Annotated in this window: 3 protein-coding genes; all 3 read right to left on the reverse strand. The window is 63.9% G+C overall.

What is annotated here, in order from left to right; genetic code table 11:
* Positions 1-53: 53 nt before the first annotated feature.
* Genes ACYP2A_RS08375 through ACYP2A_RS08385 form a run of 3 tightly spaced genes read right to left on the reverse strand, consistent with a single transcriptional unit; the run spans position 54 to position 19,883 of the window.
* Positions 54-1,640 (reverse strand): hypothetical protein, encoded by a 1,587-nt coding sequence (locus ACYP2A_RS08375; RefSeq protein WP_459744342.1) that lies wholly within the window; start codon positions 1,638-1,640, stop codon positions 54-56.
* A gap of 37 nt (positions 1,641-1,677) precedes the next feature.
* Positions 1,678-3,153, reverse strand: a complete 1,476-nt coding sequence (locus tag ACYP2A_RS08380) for a TolC family protein (RefSeq protein WP_459744343.1) — start codon at positions 3,151-3,153, stop codon at positions 1,678-1,680.
* A gap of 50 nt (positions 3,154-3,203) precedes the next feature.
* Complete coding sequence (locus tag ACYP2A_RS08385; protein WP_459744345.1) at positions 3,204-19,883, reverse strand: DUF4347 domain-containing protein; 16,680 nt, start codon at positions 19,881-19,883, stop codon at positions 3,204-3,206.
* Between the last annotated feature and the right edge of the window lie 65 nt (positions 19,884-19,948).

Below are 19,948 nucleotides of genomic sequence, written 5' to 3' on the forward strand. Positions count from 1 at the left end.
CATCGAAGCGTAATCCCTGTAATGGCCGTGAGATCCATGGTCAACCAGTGCGTTCAGGCGGGGCTGAGCCAGAAAGCTTCCTTGCCCGGCAGGCCGATTTCCAGGCGGCCATCGGGGCGCAGTTTCAGCACTGAATTGCGATAAATGCTCTGTTGATCCTTGAAATACTTGCCGGACGCCCAGTAGGGCATTCCTTCATCGTTGTAGGCGACGAAGTTACCGTCCGGCTGCAGCAACAAACGACCCGACGTCAGCACAACCTGGGTTCCACCCGCCCAGAGCACTTTGTTGTCAAGGGTTCTGACCATTTCCACCGCTCCCTGGTGGCGGTAATAAAGACGATAGGTATCTTCGGCCGATCGCAGGTAATCGCCCGGACGCAGGTACTCATCGACCAGCAGTTTCTCCTTGACCGAAACCTCATGGGAATGGAAGTAGAAGTGCCGGTCCCTGTCGAACGGGTTGCTTAACAATCGACTCTCGACCTTGTATTCGCCGGGCTTGGCGGCAGCGTAGCTCACCAGATGTTTACCGCTATTGGGGTCGTCAGGCTGGCCCTGGTATTTCAAACGGAACGCCATGGGGCCGTGCTCGAAAGAAATGGCCCAGCCCGCAAGCGCCTTGTCGTCCCTGTGGTGCCTGTCCCGCTTCTTGTGTTCGTCCCTGACGCCCAGCGCGCGCTGTGGCCCATCCAGAAACAGCCACTTGTCAGATGCCGCGTGCCGCAGACGAAAATGGTGATCGATGTGCGGGTTGAAGACCAGCGGCTCGACAGGTTCAAGCCACCACTCCTGAATATCCTGAGACACTTGCAATACGTTGTCCCGGTCAAATTTCAGGCCGTTGCCGTAAGGACTGCGCAAGGATACGGCCACCCCCCCCTGTATCCCCTGCGGCCCGGCCACCAGCCGCTGGACCATGTCCTTGACGGGCTGGTGCAGGGTGCAGAACATCTGAAACTCCCCTTTGCGCAGCTCCTCCTCGAACCCCTTGAGTTCAGTGGTCAGCCTGTAGGGGACGCACGGGTCTCGATCCACCAGATGCAGCAGCATGAATGCCTTGATCTGCGCCAGATAAAAGCGGGCATAATAGAACTTGGTCGCATAGAAGAACGACACAAAGTCGCGCTCGCGCTGTTGCTGATAGAACGGGTCGATGAAGCCGCTATCGGTCTTGTTCAGCAAGCGTTGGAGCGTTTTCAGATTCGCACCGATCTCGCTGCCCACCCGGCTGCCCAATGCACCGAGACGACCCAGCGCGATCAGACGGTCGGCTGCGCCCTGATAACTGCCCGCCGCCTGCTCGCGAATAGAAGCCTGCAACATCCCGAGCAAACCGTGGTAGTCCCGGTAGATGGACTCGATAGTGCCGACTGCAGCGGCCAGCGGGTAGGCGCTAATGTCGGGGCAGTAATGATCGATATGGCGGTGGATGCCGCTGATATTTGAGCTGACCCGGTTCAGTGGGCCGAGAGTGCGCTGTAAAAGGGCATCCACCGGCGAGAAATTCCCGTAGCCATGGTCCTTCAACAGCACGTCCCACACCCCACCGAAGGTATCAGGCACCGACTTGAGCCCGATTTCCCCGGCAAGCGAGTTGGCGCTGATGCCGATGCCGTACTCTAGTGGTGAATCAATCATCGATACCTTTCTCCCTGGATAGCGATACAAAAAACAATCAACGGCCCCAGTTTGCCTCACTGTTCTGCAGTGCCGTGGCGATGGTCTGCAGGTTGTTGTCCGGCAGAGAATCGGGCAGCGGGTCGCTGCCGGAACTGACGTACAACTGGGCGTAGGCATTGCGCAATTCTGCATAGGACAGGTCGCGCTTGAGCTGGGTTTGCAGGTTGTTCAGCTCACCCTGAATCAGTTCCAGCTCACCGATGTTCTGCGTCTGGTAGCGGTTACGCAGCTGTTCGGCGATCTGGCCGTCGAGACCTGCCAGCTCTTCGCTGGTGTGAAACTGACGCACGGCCTCGTTGTAGTTGGCGTTGGCCACATACAACTGTGCCAACACCGCCATGGACATCGCCTGACGACGGGCTGCGGCCACATCTTCGCCGGCCTCGGCCACCTTGATCGCTGCCGGTGCCGAGAGCACGTTGAACAGGTTCCAGGTGATCTTGACCCCGTAGTCGGCCCAGCTCTGGGTGGTCAGAAAGGAGTTGCTGTCGTAATGACCGCCCAGCGAGAACTCCAGGCCCGGCAGCATGCGCAGCATGGCCTTGCGGGTTTCGGCGGCACTGATGCGCGCCTGGTAATCCTGCTCGCGCAGTTCCGGACGGCTCGACAGGGCCTGCTGTTCCAGCCTGGCGAGGTCGCCGGTGAATTTCGGCACCACATAACCTTCATCCGGTGCCAGGGTGAAATTGCTATTGAGCGGCAGGTTGATCAGCGCCGCCAGTTCGGTCTTGGCCAGCGACAGCGCACGGCGCTGCTCTTCCAGCTGCCGGGTGGCTTCGATCAGCGCGCGCTGGTAACTGAGCGTCTGCACCGGATCACCGACGCGCTGGGTGGCCATGCGCTGGCTATTATCGCGGGCCTGGTGGATGCGGCTCATCAGGCCATCGATCTGGTTCAGCAGGCGTTGTGCCGCCACCGCACGCCAGTACGCCGAACGCACGTCTTGGGTGATGGTGTGAATCACCTTGCGCCGGCGCTCTTCAAGGATCAGGCGCTGGTCGGCCTGCTGCTTGGCGCTGACGTAGCTGACACCGAAGTCCAGCACGTTCCAGACCATGGTCAGGTCGGCCACGTCGCGGTCGCGATCCTGGGAGGTCGAAGGTTCGAGGGACTGGGTACCGGTCTCGATGCTCTGGCTGCTGGAAGCGCCGACGCTGTTGCGACCGGCGTAACCGGCGGCCAGCGCCATGCGCGGCAGCATGTCGTAGCGGGACAGGTCGACCTGACGCTTGGACAGCGCCTCTTCCATGATTTTCAGGCGTGCTTCAAGGTTGTACTTCACCGCGCGGGCCATGGCCTGGTGCACGGTCAACGGACCGTTGAGCGGTTCCTGGTCCTTGAACATGGTGGCCAGGTCGGTGCGCGCACGTTCCTCGCTGGCGCTGCGGTCGATAGGCTGGCTGGTGACAGCACAACCGCTGATGGCCAGCGCCAGCAAGCTGGCACCGAACAGTTTCTGGCTTTTATTCATCCTTGGGCCGCCCCCTGGTACGGCTTTATTTCGTAATTGTGTGCAGTACTTCATGCCCGCTTCCCGATCTTCGCCGGCTGAGCCAGGGCCATGGCCAACTCGCGTACATGGCGCTCGTCGGCATCGTTGATCTGCTGCAGCTGCTGGCCCAGGGTCGGTGCCCCGAACATTCCGCGCAGCCCCTGATTGAGGTCGCTCTGTTTCCACTGAGAACCGTTGAATACGTTCATCTCGCTGACACCCGGTATCGCGCGGCTGAAAATGCCGGCGAAGGTACTGCTGCCGAACACGCCGCCCTCCCCGCCACCAAAGCCGTTCTGGTTGCCAGCGAGGTCGCTCAGGCCGCTGCTGCCGAAGACCTGGGCGATGAAGCTCGGTGCGCTGCTGCCGTTGCCGAGAAAGATAATGCCCAGAGGCTGCACATTGCCGCCCACGGTGCGAACCTCGAACAAGCCCGGCAGGGCCAGTGGCGACACCGCGTTAGCAGGCACGAAGCCAGGCACCTGCGGCTGCACCACCACTGTTTGTGGCGTACTCAGGGTATCGGGTGGGTTGAGCCGGTAGTTGAGGTCACCGATATCCTGTGACTGGATGGTCTGCAGCGCACTGGTGAGGCTGCGTGCCAGGTCGTTGCCGGCCTGGTCGCGGATGCCGCTGTTCAGCGCGTTCAGGCTCAAGCCCAGCGCGCCCGTGCCGCTCAGGTTACCCACGGTGATGCGGTAGGTGGTGGCATCGATCTGCTGCACCGATTGCACGGTGCCGCTGGCACTGCCGGTACCGCTCACGCTGAAGTCGCTGAGGTCGACGCCGCTGACGGCCTCGTCGAAGGTCAGGGTGAAACTGAGCGTACGGTCGCCCACCCGTACCGGCCCGTCCACCACGATGCTGGTCGGCAAGGGTGCCTTGGCATCGACGAGGATGCCGCTGGTGTCGCCGATGCTGTTCAGACCGGTGTTGGCGTCGTTGCCACGGGCATCGCGGATGCTGCCGCCATTAAGGTCGATGGACGGCGCAACGGCGAAGGTACTGTTACCGGCCATGCCGCTGGTGACGTTGAGACGGAACACCAGGGCCGTGCCGCCGGAGCCCGACTGGTAGTTGGCGTAAGCCACCGTGCCGTTGTCCAGAGTGATCGCCAGTCGCGGATTGCCGTCGCCGTTGTCCACCAGTACCGCTTCATTGGTGCGCACGGTGAAGTCCAGGGTCTGGCCGGCGACGTAGGTGCCACTGGCAGGGACATCCATACCGGTGACGCTCGGCGCCACGCGATCGATGCTGTAGCTGCTGCCTTCCAGGCCGCCGGTCACCGGGTTGCCCGCGGCGTCGACGATGCCGGTTGCGCTGCTGTTCAGGTCAAGGCGCACATTGCCGGCGCCGCTCAGGTTATCGACCAGGATGATGTAGGTGCGACCGTTGACCTGCTCTACCGAGGCGATGCGGCCACTGGCCGAACCGCTGAAGACCAGGGCGAAATCGGCACTGTCGACACCGGTCACGCTCTCGTCGAAGGTCACGGTGTAGCGCACCGATCCGCTGTTGGTCGGGTTCAGGTCGACGCGCACGATATCGCTGACCTGCGGCGCCACGGTGTCGATCACCACACCGCTGACCACGCCCTGGGTATTCAGCGCCAGGTTCAGCGCATTGCCTGCAACGTCCCGTACTCTACCGCCGTTGAGGTCGAGAGTGCCTGACAGGCCGATGCCACCGGCAGCGTTGTTGCCTGCCTGCACGGTGTACTCGAACACCAGCGCGTTGCTACCGGAGCCGGACACATAACTGGCGTAGCGGGTCACGCCGCCGATGTTCAGCGCGACACGCGGGGTGCCGGTGCTGGTGTCGACGTTGACCGCCTCGCTGACGTTCACAGTGAAGCGCAGCACGTCGCCGGCGTTGTAGGCGCCTGTCGCCGGCAGGCCCACGGTGGTGACGGTCGGCACGATCGCGTCGATCCGTACCAGAGAAGTGTCCGGCAGCCCGTTCAGGGCGGTAACAACACTGTTGCCGATGCTGTCTGCGACGGCACCGCCATTGAGCTGGATGCTGTTGCCGACACTGATGCCGGTGGCGTCCAGCTGGCCGCTGGCAACGGTCAGGCGGAACACCAGGGCGTTGGTACCGGCACCCGACACGTAGGTCGCGTACGCGGTACCGCCGGTGTCCAGCGTCACTTCGATGCGCGGAATGCCGCCAGTGGTATTCACCAGCACCGCTTCACTGAAGTTGACGGTGAAGTCCAGGTTCTGCCCGGCAACGTAAGTGCCGTTGGCAGGCACAGTGACGCCGACCACGCTCGGAGCAACACGGTCGATGCTGTAGCTGGCACCGGTCAGTCCGCCCGCAAGCGCATTGCCCGCCGCGTCGGTAATGCCAGTGCCACTGGCATTCAGGTCCAGGCGCAGGCTACCGGTGCCGCCGATGCCGTTGACCAGCACGGTATAGGTCCGACCATCCACTTGAGTGATGCCGGCGATGCTGCCGCTGACGGTGCCGCTGAGCACCAGATTGAAATCGCTGATATCCACGCCGCTGACGTTCTCGCTGAACGTCAGGGTGTAGCTGACCGAGCTACCGCTGTTCGGCGAAGCGTCGACCCGTACCAGGCTGCCGGCGGTCGGCGCCGTGCTGTCGATCAGTATGTTGCCGACATTGCCCAGACCATTGAGGTTCAGCACAAGGTTATTGCCGACCGCATCGCGTACGGTGCCGCCATTGAGGTCCAGCGTGCTGCCGACCACCAGACCGGCGGCGGCAGTGTCGCCCGCCTGCACGGTGTACTGGAACACCAGCGCACCGCTGGTAGCGCCAGAGACATAGCTGGCATAACGGGTCACGCCACCCACAGTCAGCACCAGACGCGGTGTGCCGGTGGACGTATCAACCACCACGCCTTCGCTGGTGTTGACGGTGAAGCTCAGCACATCGCCGGCCTTGTAGCTGCCGCCCGCCGGTACATCGACGTCGACCACACTCGGTAGCACACGGTCGATGCTGTAGCTGGCGCCGGTCAGGCCGCCGGTAAGCGCGTTACCGGCCGCATCGACGATGCCGGTGCCACTGGCATTCAGGTCCAGGCGCAGGCTGCCGGTGCCGCCGATGCCGTTGACCAGCACGGTGTAGGTCCGACCGTCCACCTGGGTGACGCTGGCGATGCTGCCGGACGCGCTACCGGTGAAGAACAGGCTGAGGTCCAAGGCATCCACGCCGCTGACGTTCTCGCTGAACGTCAGGGTGTAACTGACCGAGCCGCTATTGGTCGGCGAGGCGTCGACCCGCAGCAGACTGCCGGCTGTCGGCGCCGTGGTGTCGATCAGTACGTTGCCGGTGTTGCCCAGTCCATTGAGGTCCAGCGCCAGGTCGTTGCCGGCCGGATCACGCACGCTGCCGCCATTGAGGTCCAGGGTGCTTGCCACCACCAGACCGCTGGCGGCGGTGTCGCCCGCCTGCACGGTGTACTGGAACACCAGCGCGCCATTGGCGGCGCCAGAGACATAGCTGGCATAACGGGTCACACCGCCCACGGTCAGCACCAGACGCGGTGTGCCGGTAGACGTATCGACCACCACGCCTTCGCTGGTGTTAACGGTAAAGCTCAGCACATCGCCGGCCTTGTAGCTGCCACCTGCCGGCACATCGACGGTGGTGACGCTCGGCGCCGCCCCATCGACGGTGTAGCTTTCACCCGTGAGACCGCTACTGACGGCGTTGCCCGCTGCGTCGGCGATGCCGGTGCCAGTGGCGTTCAGGTCCAGGCGCAGGCTGCCGGTGCCGCCGATGCCATTGACCAGCACGGTGTAGGTACGACCGTCCACCTGGGTGACGCTGGCAATGTTGCCCGCCGCATTACCACTGAGCACCAGGTTGAAATCGCTGATATCCACACCGCTGACGTTCTCGCTGAACGTCAGGGTGTAACTGACCGAACCGTCGCTGTTCGGCGAAGCGACCAGCGCGCTGGCCGTCGGCACCGTGGTGTCGATCAGCACGTTACCGGCGTTGCCCAGGCCATTGAGGTTCAGTTCCAGATTGTTGCCGGCCGGATCGCGCACCGTGCCACCGTTGAGGTCCAGCGTGCTGCCGACCACCAGACCGCCGGCGGCGGTATCGCCCGCCTGCACGGTGTACTGGAACAGCAGTGCGCCACCGGCGGCGCCGGAGACATAGCTGGCATAGCGGATCACGCCGCCTACGGTCAGCACCAGACGCGGCGTGCCGCTGGTGGTATCAACCACCACGCCTTCGCTGGTGTTGACGGTGAAACTCAATACATCGCCGGCCTTGTAGCTGCCATCAGCCGGCAGGCCGACCGAGTCCACCACCGGCACCACAGCATCGACCCGTACACCCGAGGTATCGCCCAGACCGTTGAGGGTCAGGTTGGCAGCGTTGTTCACTGCATCTTGCACAGTGGCGCCGTTGAGCTGGATGCTGTTGCCGACGCTGATGCCGTCACTGTCGATCTGACCGCTGGTGACGGTCAGGCGGAACACCAGCGCATTGGTTCCCGCGCCGGACAGGTAGGTCGCGTACGCGGTACCGCCGGTGTCCAGGGTCACTTCGATGCGTGGCGTGCCGGCGGTGGTATTCACCTGCACCGCTTCGCTGAAGTTGACGGTGAAGTCCAGGTTCTGCCCGGCGACATAGCTGCCGTTGACCGGCACATCGACGCGGGTGACGCTCGGCGCCACGCTGTCGATGGTGTAAGTCGCGCCGGTCAGGCCGCCGGTAATTGCATTGCCAGCCGTGTCGACAATGCCGGTACCGCTGGCATTGAGATTCAAGCCGAGGCTGCCGGCACCGCTCAGGTTATCCACCAGAACCGTCCAGGTAGAACCGTTGACCTGGGTGACCGTGGTGATCGTGCCACCGGCAGTTCCGGTGAGGGCCAGGCTGAAGTCGCCGGCATCGACACCGCTGACGTCTTCGTTGAAGGTCACGGTAAAGCTGACCGCACCGTTGTTGGTCGGTGTTGTATCGACACGGACGATGCCACTGGCACTTGGTGCCCCGGTATCCACCAGTACACCGGCGGTACTGCCGACGCTGTTGAGCGTCAGGTTCAGGTCATTGCCGGCAAGATCGGTGAGCGGTTCGCCGCGCAGGTCGAGGCTGCTGACCGCAATGCCGTTGCTGTCGTTGTCGCCGGCCTGCACCACGTACTGGAACACCAGCGCCGCGCTGCCGTTACCGGAGACATAAGTGGCGTAACGGGTCACGCCACCGACATCGAGCACCAGCCGTGGCGCCAGCGCGCCGGTCTGCAGGGCTTCGCTGGCATTGACGGTAAAGCTCAGTACATCGCCGGCCGTGTAGTTGCCGCTGCCTGGCGTAGCCACGCTGAGCACGGTCGGCACCACGCCGTCGACATTGACATTGGCGGTGCTGGCGACGTTGTTGAGGGTGGCCAAGGTGTCGTTGCCAGCGGTATCGCGCAACGTACCGCCGTTGAGCTGGATCGAACTGCCCAGGGTGATGCCGTTGCTGTCCAGCTGGCCGCTGGCGGCAGTCAGGCGGAACACCAGGGCACCGCCACCGGAGCCGGACACATAGTTGGCGTAAACCGTGCCACCGGTGTCCAGGGTCACGGCAATGCGTGGCACGCCACCTGCGGTGTCGACTATCACGTTCTCACTGAAGTTGACGGTGAAATCGAGGTTCTGTCCGGCGACATAGGTGCCGTTGGCCGGCACATCGACGCGGGTGACACTCGGCGCCACGCGGTCGATGGTGTAAGTCGCGCCGGTCAGGCCGCCGGTCAGTGCGTTGCCCGCCGCGTCGACGATGCCGGTGCCACTGGCGTTCAGGTCCAGGCCCAGGCTGCCATTACCGCCGATGCCATTGACCAGCACGGTGTAGGTCCGAGCATCCACCTGGGTGACGCTGGCAATGCTGCCGGACGCGGTGCCGGTCAGGCTCAGGCTGAGGTCCGAGGCATCCACGCCGCTGACGTCTTCGCTGAAGGTCACGGTAAAGCTGACTGCACTGCTGTTGGTCGGGTTTGCATCGACACGCACAATGCCGCTGGCCGTGGGTGCTGTGGTGTCTACCAGTACGCCGGCGGTGCTGCCCAGGCCATTGAGGTTCAGTTCCAGATTGTTGCCGGCCGACTCGCGCACCGTGCCGCCGTTGAGGTCCAGGGTGCTGCCGACCACCAGGCCGCTGGCGGCGGTGTCGCCCGCCTGCACGGTGTACTGGAACAACAGCGCGCCACTGGCGGCCCCGGAGACATAGCTGGCATAGCGGGTCGCGCCGCCCACGGTCAGCACCAGACGCGGCGTGCCGGTAGAAGTATCGACCACCACGCCTTCGCTGGTGTTGACGGTAAAGCTCAGCACATCACCGGCCTTGTAGCTGCCGTCGGCCGGCAGGTCGACCGAGTCCACTACCGGCACTACGGCATCGATCAGCACGCCCGAGGTATCGCCCAGACCATTGAGGGTCAGGTTGGCCGCGTTGCTCACCGCGTCTTGCACAATGGCGCCATTGAGCTGAATGCTGGTAGCGACGCTGATGCCGTCGCTGTCTACCTGACCGCTGGCAGCCGTCAGGCGGAAAACCAGCGCATTGGTGCCGGAGCCGGACACATAGTCGGCGAAGACCGTACCGCCGGTGTTCAGGGTCACGGCAATGCGCGGCGTACCGCCTGCGGTATTCACCAGTACCGCTTCACTGAAGTTGACGGTGAAGTCCAGATCCTGCCCGGCGACATAGGTGCCGTCGACCGGCACATCGACACTGGTGACGCTTGGCGCGACAAGGTCGATGGTGTAGCTGGCGCCGACCAGGCCGCCGGTGATGGCGTTGCCGGCGGCGTCGACAATGCCGGTGCCGCTGGCATTCAGATCGAGGCGCAGGCTGCCGTCGCCGCCGATGGCATTGACCAGCACGGTGTAGGTCCGACCATCCACCCGGGTAACGCTGGCGATAGTGCCGGACGCGGTGCCGGTGGAGAGCAGATTGAGGTCCGCAGCATCCATACCGCTGACGTCTTCGCTGAAGGTCACGGTGAAGCTGACCGCTGCACTGTTGGTCGGGTTCGGATCGACACGGACGATGCCGCTGGCAGCCGGCGCCGTGGTGTCCACCAGTACACCCGCGGTGCTGCCCAGCCCCGTGAGGTTCAGTGTCAGGTCGTTGCCAGCCGGGTCGCGTACGCTGCCGCCATTGAGGTCCAGGGTGCTGCCGACCAGCAGGCCGCTGGCGGCGGTGTCGCCCGCCTGCACCGTGTATTCGAACACCAGCGCGCCATCGGCGGCGCCGGAGACATAGCTGGCATAGCGAGTCGCACTGCCCACGGTCAATACCAGACGCGGCGTACCGCTGGCGGTATCGACCAGCACACCTTCGCTGGTGTTGACGGTGAAGCTGAGCACATCGCCGGCCTTGTAGCTGCCGTCAGCCGGCAGGCCGACCGAGCTCACCACCGGCACGATGGCATCGACCAGCACACCTGTGGTGCTGCCCAGGCCATTGAGGGTCGTGTTGACGTCGTTGCCGGCCGCGTCACGCAGGGTCGCGCCATTAAGCTGAAGGCTGTTGCCGACGCTGATGCCGTTGCTGTCGAACTGGCCGCTGGCAACCGTCAGGCGGAACACCAGCGCAGTGGTGCCGGCACCGGACAGGTAGTTCGCATAGACGGTGCCGCCGGTGTCCAGCGTGATTGCCAGGCGCGGGCTGCCGCCTGTGGTATCGAGCAGTGCCGCCTCGTCCAGGTTTACGGTGAAGTCCAGATTCTGCCCGGCGACATAGCTGCCGTTGGCCGGCACATCGACGCGGGTGACGCTGGGTGCCACGCGGTCGATGGTGTAGATCGCGCCGGTCAGGCCGCCGGTAATGGCATTGCCCGCCGCATCGACGATGCCGGTGCCGCTGGCATTCAGGTCAAGGCCCAGACTGCCGTTACCGCCGATGGCATTGACCAGCACCGTGTAGGTCCGGCCATCCACCTGGGTAACGCTGGCAATGCTGCCTGACGCGGTGCCGGTCAAGGTCAGGGTGAGGTCCGAGGCATCCACACCGCTGACATTTTCGTCGAAGGTCACGGTAAAGCTGACGGCGCCACTGTTGGTCGGTGTTGCATCGACACGGACGATGCCACTGGCACTCGGCGCCGCAGTATCCACCAGCACACCGGCGGTGTTACCGACGCTATTGAGCGTCAGGTTCAGGTCGTTGCCGGCAAGATCGGTCAGCTGTTCGCCGCGCAGGTCGAGGCTGCTGACCGCGATGCCGTTGTTGTCGTTGTCACCGGCCTGCACCACGTACTGGAACACCAGCGCCGCGCTGCCGTTGCCGGAGACATAAGTGGCGTAACGGGTCACGCCACCGACATCGAGCACCAGCCGTGGCGCCAGCGCGCCGGTCTGCAGGGTTTCGCTGGCATTGACGGTGAAGCTCAGCACGTCACCGGCCTTGTAGCTGCCGTCGCCCGGTGTGGTCACGCTGAGCACGGTCGGCACCACGCCGTCGACATTGACGTTGGCGGTGCTGGCGACGTTGTTCAGCGTGAGCACGGTGTCGTTGCCAACGCTGTCGCGCAGGGTGCCGCCGTTGAGCTGGATCGAACTGCCCAGGGCGATGCCGTTGCTGTCCACCTGGCCGCTGGCGGCGGTCAGACGGAATACCAGGGCGTTGCTGCCGGAGCCGGACACATAGTCGGCGAAGACCGTGCCGCCAGTATCCAGGGTCACGGCGAGACGCGGCGTACCGCCCGCAGTATTCACCTGTACCGCTTCACTGAAGTTGACGGTGAAGTCCAGGTCCTGCCCGGCGACGTAAGTGCCGTTGGCTGGTACATCGACGCGGGTGACGCTTGGCGCCACGCGGTCGATGCTGTAGGTCGCGCCAGTCAGGCCGCCGGTAATTGCGTTGCCCGCCGCATCGACGATGCCAGTGCCGGTGGCATTCAGGTCCAGGCCCAGACTGCCGGTGCCGCCGATGCCATTGACCAGCACGGTGTAGGTCCGGGCATCCACCTGAGTGACGCTGGCAATAGTGCCGGACGCGGTGCCGGTCAGGCTCAGGCTGAGGTCCGAGGCATCCACGCCGCTGACGCTTTCGCTGAAGGTCACGGTGAAGCTGACCGAACTGCTGTTGGTCGGTGTCGAATCGACCCGCACGATACCGCTGGCCGTGGGTGCTGTGGTGTCTACCAGTACGCCGGCGGTGCTGCCCAGGCCGTTGAGGTTCAGTTCAAGGTTGTTGCCGGCAAGATCGCGTACGCTGCCGCCGTTAAGGTCGATCGTGCTGCCGACCACCAGGCCGCTGGCGGCGGTGTCGCCTGCCTGCACGGTGTGCTGGAACAGCAGCGCGCCGGTAGCGGCGCCGGAAACATAGCTCGCATAGCGGGTCGCGCCGCCCACGGTCAGCACCAGACGTGGCGTGCCGGTAGAAGTATCGACCACCAGGCCTTCGCTGGTGTTGACGGTAAAGCTGAGCACATCGCCGGCCTTGTAGCTGCCGTCGAGCGGCGGGCTGACCGAGTCCACCACCGGCACCACGGCATCGACCAGCACACCCGTGGTGCTGCCCAGGCCATTGAGGGTGGTGTCGATGTCGTTGCCTACCGTGTCGCGCAGGGTGGCGCCGTTAAGCTCAATGCTGTTGCCAAGGCTGATTCCGTCGGTGTCGAGCTGACCGCTGGCGACGGTCAGGCGGAACACCAGCGCAGTGGTGCCAGCGCCGGACAGGTAGCTGGCATAAGCGGTACCGCCCGTGTCGAGGGTCACAGCGATGCGCGCCGTGCCGCCTGTGGTATCCACCTGCACGGCTTCACTGAAGTTGACGGTGAAGTCCAGGTTCTGCCCGGCCACGTAGGTGCCGTTGGCCGGCACACCGACGCTGGTGACGCTTGGCGCCACGCGGTCGATGCTGTAAGTCGCGCCGGTCAGGCCGCCGGTAATTGCGTTGCCCGCCGCATCGACGATGCCAGTGCCGCTGGCATTCAGGTCCAGGCCCAGACTGCCGGTGCCGCCGATGCCATTGACCAGCACGGTGTAGGTCCGGGCATCCACCTGAGTGACGCTGGCAATAGTGCCGGACGCGGTGCCGGTCAGGCTCAGGCTGAGGTCCGAGGCATCCACGCCGCTGACGCTTTCGCTGAAGGTCACGGTGAAGCTGACCGAACTGCTGTTGGTCGGCGTTGAACCGACACGGACGATGCCGCTGGCACTCGGCGCCGCAGTGTCCACCAGCACACCGGCGGTGCTGCCCACGCTGTTCAGCGTCAGGTTCAGGTCGTTGCCGGCCAGATCGGTCAGTGGTTCACTGCGCAAATCGAGGCTGCTGACCACGATGCCATTGTTGTCGTTGTCGCCGGGCTGCACCGTGTACTGGAACGTCAGCGCCGAGCTGCCGCTGCCGGAGACATAAGTGGCGTAGCGGGTCACGCCGCCGACATCGAGCACCAGCCGTGGCGCCAGCGCGCCAGTGCGCAGCGCTTCGCTGGCGTTGACGGTGAAGCTCAATACGTCACCGGCCTTGTAGGTACCGTCGCCCGGTGTGGCCACACTGAGCACGGTCGGCACTACGCCGTCGACAGTGACGTTGGCGGTAGTGGCGACGTTGTTCAGGGTGACCACGGCGTCGTTGCCGGCGGTGTCCCGCAGGGTGCTGCCGTTGGGCTGGATCGAACCGCCCAGTGCGATGCCGTTGATGTCCAGCTGGCCGCTGGCGGCGGTCAGGCGGAACACCAGGGCGCTGCTGCCGGAGCCGGACATGTAATCGGCGTACACGGTACCCCCGGTATCGAGGGTCACGGCGATGCGCGGGGTGCCACCGGTGGTATCGACCACCATGTTCTCGCTGAAGTTGACCGTAAAATCGAGGTGCTGGCCGATGATGTAGGTGCCGTCAGGCGGCACGCTGACGCTGGCCACAACCGGCGCCACACCGTCGACCACGATATTGCTGCGACCACCGAGAGAGTCCGCACCGCCCACAGTCGGCAGAGTGAGGATCGCCAGGTCGCTGGTGGCATTGGCCAGTACCGCACCGTTGAGTTGCAACGCTGCGGTGCTCTGGAAGTCCAGGTCAGCGCTGAGGTCGCCAGCCAGCACCGTGTATTTGAACACCAGGGTGTTGCTGCCCGACCCGCTCTGGTAAACCGCATTGCGATCGACCAGGCCGGTTTCCAGCAGCAGGCTCGGGGTACCACCGGTGAGATCGACGTTGACGATCTGGTCGAAGACCATGTTGACCAGCACTTCGTCGCCGACTTTCACCGTACGATCCAGGCCCTGCGCGGCAACGCTGGTAACCCTCGGATTGGCCGGAACCACCCTGATTGAGATGTTATCGTTATCGAGCCTGGTCCCGCCGCTGCCGGTATTGCCCTGGTCGTTGCTGCGCACGAGCAGGCCGGCGGTGCCGAGGAAGCCACTGTCCGGCTTGAAAGTCAGGTTCTGCAGCGCGGCATTCAGATTGGTCTGGGTGCCCTGAATGCTGAGGGTGTTGTCATCTACGCCAGTGCCGATCAAGAAGCTCACGCCGCTGGCGCCGGACAGTGACACGGTACCGTTCGTGGTGATGAGGGTCACGGTCATGAGGCTGTTGCCGGCATCCACATCGTTGATCGAGATGGCGTTGCCATTGGCATCGTTGAATGCCAGGACGATATCCTGCGTCGTGGTCTGGGTGGTCGGTACCGTATTGACGGGGGCGTCGTTTACCGCCGTGACGTTGATGGTGACGGTCTTGGTGTCGGTCTGCGCGCCGCCTCCGGTATTGCCGTCGTCGTTGATGCTCACCGTCAGGGTCACATTGGCGGTGGCATCCTGCGCGGTCTGGTAGGTCAGGTTGTTGCCGGCGATCAAGGCATTGATATCGGCCAGCGTGCCCGTCAGGGTCAGGGTGCCGGTGCCATCGCCGCTGATGGTAACGCCACTGGCTGCGGCAGCGCTGAGGGTGCCGCTGGCCACCGAGAAGGTCGCGATCACATTGCCGCTGCCGGCGTCGACATCGCTGAAACTGACCCCGGTGATGGCGCTGGCGACATCCTCGGTGGCGCTGATGCTGCCCGGCACGGTAACTACCGGGGCATCGTTCACCGGATCGACGCTGAGGGTCATGGTGGTGCTGGCGGTGGTCGCGCTGCCGGTGTCGACGCTGATGGTCAGGGTCACGTCGGCGGTGGCATCGGCCGCCGTGGTGTAGTTCAGGTTGCTGCCGGCGATGAAGTTGTTGATCGCGGTGATGGTGCCGGTCAGGGTCAGCGCGCTGGACGTACCGCCTACAGTCACACCGCCACCACTGTTGGCGGCCAGGCTGCCGGAACCGACGCTCAGGGTCAGGGTGCCACTGCTTGAATCGACGTCGCTTATGCTGATCTGGCTGATCGCCGAGGCAACATCTTCGACCACCAGAGTACTCGCCGGTGCATTGATCAGCGGTGTGTCGTCCACCGCGGTAAGGGCAATGGTGCGGCTGAACGCAGAGGAATCCAGGCTGCCGTCGCTGACCTTGAATTGCACAGTGCGGGTCAAGGTCGAAGGCGCGTCCGCCAGGTTGGTGTAAGTCACTGCCCGCAGCGCCGCCTGGAATTGCGCCAGGCTTGCCTGGTTGCTGGCGGAGCTCAGGGTCAGGGTGCCGGTGGTGGCGTCCCACGAGCCGATGATGTTGCCCATGATCGCCGGGTTGGACACCAGCGCCAGAGAATCCTGGCCGTTGCTGTAGTTGCCCGAGATGAACACGGTAGCCGAGGTGATTCCCGGACCGTCCGCGTCGCTGATGGTCAGGCCGCTGTCGATGACCACCGGGATCGACGTGCTGTTGTTGCCCTCGGTCCAGGTCACGCTGCCGCCCGTGCCGGTGAGGATCGGCGCATCGTTGACCGCGGTCACGACCACACTGGCGGTGTCGGTCGCCGTGGAATAGGCCTGGGTACCGCCAGAGGTGGCGGTGTTGATCTTGAAGCCCTGGAAGCCAGCAGTGCCGTTTGTCTGGTCCCAGGCCTTGTAGGTGACGGTCGCGGTTTCACCGTGGATGCCGTCGGGAATGAAGCGAACGCGGTCGGTAGAGCGCAGCAGCAATGCGGTAGTGACGGATACAGCCCCGACATTGTTCCAGCTGGTCCCGTTGTTGGTGGAGTACTGCCATGTGCCATAGGTAGACGTCAGGCCGGTGATGACAATGCCCGTCTCTGCACCGGTATCGACATCGGTGATACCGCCGGTGAGGGTGCTGACCAGGGCGCCGGTATTGGCGATAGAGGTATCGGTCAGTGTCGGCAGGCTCGGCGCGACCGGGGTCATCACGGGCGCGTCGTTGAGCGTGGTTACGACCAGCGTGGCCTGGGCGGTGCCGGTGGAGAACGCAGTGCTGCCACCGTTGGTGGTGGTGTCGGCCGTGTTGCGGGTACCGTTGGTGGACGCGGTACCGGTGGTGCGGTCCCAGGCACGGAAGGTAAAGCCGACGTTCTCGCTGTTGGCACTATCAGGGATGTAGCGGACCTGGGTGCTGGCAGTCAGCAACAGCGCGCTGCTGCTTGAAACCGTGCCGAAGCTGGTCCAGATGCTGCCATCGGTGGAGAACTGCCAGGTGCCGCGACCGCTGGTAGCGGTGACCGCGATACCCACCTGGGCGCTTGTATCCAGGTCGCCATAGGTGACGCTGCCGAGGACAGTGCTGACCGCGTAGCCTGCGGTAGTGGTGTCTTCGTTGACGGACGTCAGCACAAAAGGGCCGCCGCTGAGGGTCGGCGCATCGTTGACCGATAGCACGGTCACCGTGCTGGACACGCTGACCGTGGCAGTGTCGATACCGCCGTTGCTGGTACCGCCGCTATCGCGGACACCAGTCAGGGTGGCGGTGCGTGAGGCGCCCGTCGGGGTCTCGCTGTCGTTACGGTAAGCCATGCCGTTGACGAGGGTCTGCGCCAGCGCCGTGGATATTCCGGCATGGGTGATGGTCACTGTGGCGGTGGTGCCGGTGACAGCCACCACCACGCTCAGGCCATTGGTAGACGTGGTCACCGAAGTCTGGTCGATCAGGGTGACAGCGGTGCCGTCGATGATCAGTTTTTCCAGGTTGCCATTGGCCAGGTTGGTGACCTGCACATACAGCCCGGTGATGCTCTGCCCTGCTTCGACGGTGCTGATGGCCGTGCCGCTGAACAGCACGGTCGCCGCGCCATTCTCGGTGTAGGTGGGGTTGATCGCGGTGGCGGTCAGGGTCGGTGCATCGTTCACTGCGGCAATGGCAACGCTTACCGAGGCTGCGGTGCTGGTGCCGCCAGCGCCATCGCTGACCGTGACCTGCACGGTGCGCGTCGATGCAGTGATATCGCCGGTATTGCTGTTGCTGTACGCCAGGCGGTGCAGCAGCCCGCTGACTGCGGCAGGGGTCGCCGAGCTGTTAAGGGTGACCACCAGAGGATTGCCCAGGGTACCGCCAGCGTAGGTGCCGATCAGAGTACCTTCGAAAGAAACGTTGCTGCCGCTGACGCCGATCTGCCCGGTACCGCTGCCCTCGTTGAGGATCAACAGTACGTCCTCACTGGACACGCCACCGTTGCTGATCGACACGGTGACGTTGCCAGTGTTGAAGTTGGCGCTGTCGGTGTCGGTGACCGTCGCGTTGGCGCTGGCATCGAGCAACACGCCCGCGCTGCCCTCGGTGTAGTTGCCGGAATCGCCGTTGAGGCTGGCGATCACCGGGGCGGCGTTGCTTGAGGTGACGAAGTTCAACGCAGTGTTGTTCAGGATGCCCTTGTAGATCTTGCCGTCGGCATTGACAAAGGTCTTGGGGTCAATGCGCACTGCGTAAGCGGTACCCTGGGCCAAGTCCATTAGCGGGTCGATGACCCAGGTGGTTCCGGAGCCGGAGACCTGCGAACTGCCCACGGCGATGGTCTGGATGACGGTGTTATCGCTGGTGCGCACGATGTAAATGTTGCCGGAACCCCTGGACACGCTCTGGCTGAACGTCAGCGCGATGCTGGCGGCTGGCGAGACGCCTGAGCTCTCGTCGGCCGGGGTGGCACTGACCAGTTTGGGCGTAGAGCCACTCTGGTAGTACACGCTGGCACCTACGCCTGCGGCAGAACCGATCAGATCGGTATCGCCATCGCCGTCAAAGTCGCCAATGCGGAAGTTGTTGCTGGGGTAGTCGACCATGGTCAGCCCGGCAAACGGTGAGTTGGCCCTGGTCATGATGTTGAAGCTGCCGTTGCCGAGGTTTTCCCCATAGTTCCAGTCAGTGCCGTTGCCGCCAATCTGCCAGAAGATGTCGGCGTCGCCGTCCCCATCGAAATCGCCCCAGACCGCCCGAGGGCTAAATGTCGGTGCAGGAAAGCCCGAGGTAGAGCCCAGGCTGAAGCCCCCTGTGCCATTATTGAGGTACAGTGAGCCGGTGCTGTTGCTGAGCATCGCGATGATGTCCAGGTCGCCATCACCGTCGAAATCTATCACCCGGTAGTTGAAGGTGCTGTAGGCCGCCAGGGTGAACCCCGCGAACGGCGAGGCGCTCTGGGGAACGTCGGTGAAGGTGCCATCGCCATTGTTCTTGGCGTAGCGCCAGGAATTGGAGGGATCGACTGTGCCTGGCTGGTACAGAATGTCGGCAGCACCGTCCCCGTCGAAATCGCCGACCGCCAGGCGCACACCGAATTGAGCACCGCCGAAGCCTGTGGTGGCTTCACGAGTAAACACGCCATTGACGTTGCGGTACAGGAAGGCCTGGCCCGATGTGCCCGGCACGCCCAGCAGATCGATATCACCGTCACGGTCGAAGTCGGCGGCGTAATAGTTGGTGCCGGTGGTGGTCGCGTCGATCATCGCTACGTTGCGAAACGGCGACAGGGCATTGGTCTGATCGACAATGGTGAACGTGCCGTTGGCATTGCCGATGGCAAACTTCCATGCAGTACCGGCGGCGCCAGTCTGATACAGAATGTCGTCACGCCCGTCGTTGTTGAAGTCGCCGATGACCATTTTGGGCAGGTTGCCGGCCGCCAGTACCGGCGCGTTCATGTCGGCGCCACCGCTGAAGCTGACGGCCATCAGGGCGCTGTAACCCTCCAGTTGCGCTCCCAGCGCCGTGGTTTCGATCGAGCCGACACTGCGCTCCAGCGTCCAGTTGCCGCCCAGGGCCGATGCCCCGGTGTCGTCTATGGAAGCGGCGACGTCGGCACCGGTGATAGTCGCCAGTTCATCAAGGAAGGCCTGGCCCTTTTCGGTTTCGACGACATTGCAGCCATACAGCATCAGGTCGCCGTCGGCCTTGAGTGCCGCGCCGATGCTTTCCAGTGCCTGGCGGTGTTCGGCAAGGTTATTGCTGGCCAGCCAGACATTGCCCATCTGCACGCTGCCGTCGGCCCCGTGGGACAGCAGGTGAATGGCGTCCAGGCCCTCGCGGCCCTGAAGGTAGTCGGCCATCTGCTGCAGGCCGTCCTTGTCCGGGTCGAGAATCACTACCTCGGCGTTGCCCGACAGGCCTTCGAGCAGTTCGCCGACATTGGCTACCTGGCCATCGACGAATACGACTTCCTGGCGCTGCCCGCTCTGCTCGCCGCTGCTGGTGGCACTGGCTGGCGCAGGCGCGGTCTGGTCTGAGGAGGTGCTGTCTCTGGCGGCGTCGGTGGCGACGTTGGCCGCGGCGTCCTGGGCGACCACCCCAACGGACGCATCGAACATGATCCGCGGCTCCAGAGCCACCAACAGCGGCGACGCGACGGCATCGGCCAATTGAGGCTGGTGGGTGGATTTACGCGAGAATCGTTCGATGAATTTCATGCTGCACCTCCTGGAGTGCCTACGCATCGCCAGCTCCAGCGATGCGCTCGAAAAAGTGGCGGTGC

This window comes from Pseudomonas sp. 3A(2025) (assembly GCF_054589175.1).

Excerpts from the sequence above, each read along its gene's own strand:
- ACYP2A_RS08375 (WP_459744342.1), bottom strand. The coding sequence starts at position 1,640 with ATGATTGATTCACCACTAGAGTACGGCATCGGCATCAGCGCCAACTCG.
- ACYP2A_RS08385 (WP_459744345.1), bottom strand. The coding sequence starts at position 19,883 with ATGAAATTCATCGAACGATTCTCGCGTAAATCCACCCACCAGCCTCAA.
- ACYP2A_RS08380 (WP_459744343.1), bottom strand. The coding sequence starts at position 3,153 with ATGAATAAAAGCCAGAAACTGTTCGGTGCCAGCTTGCTGGCGCTGGCC.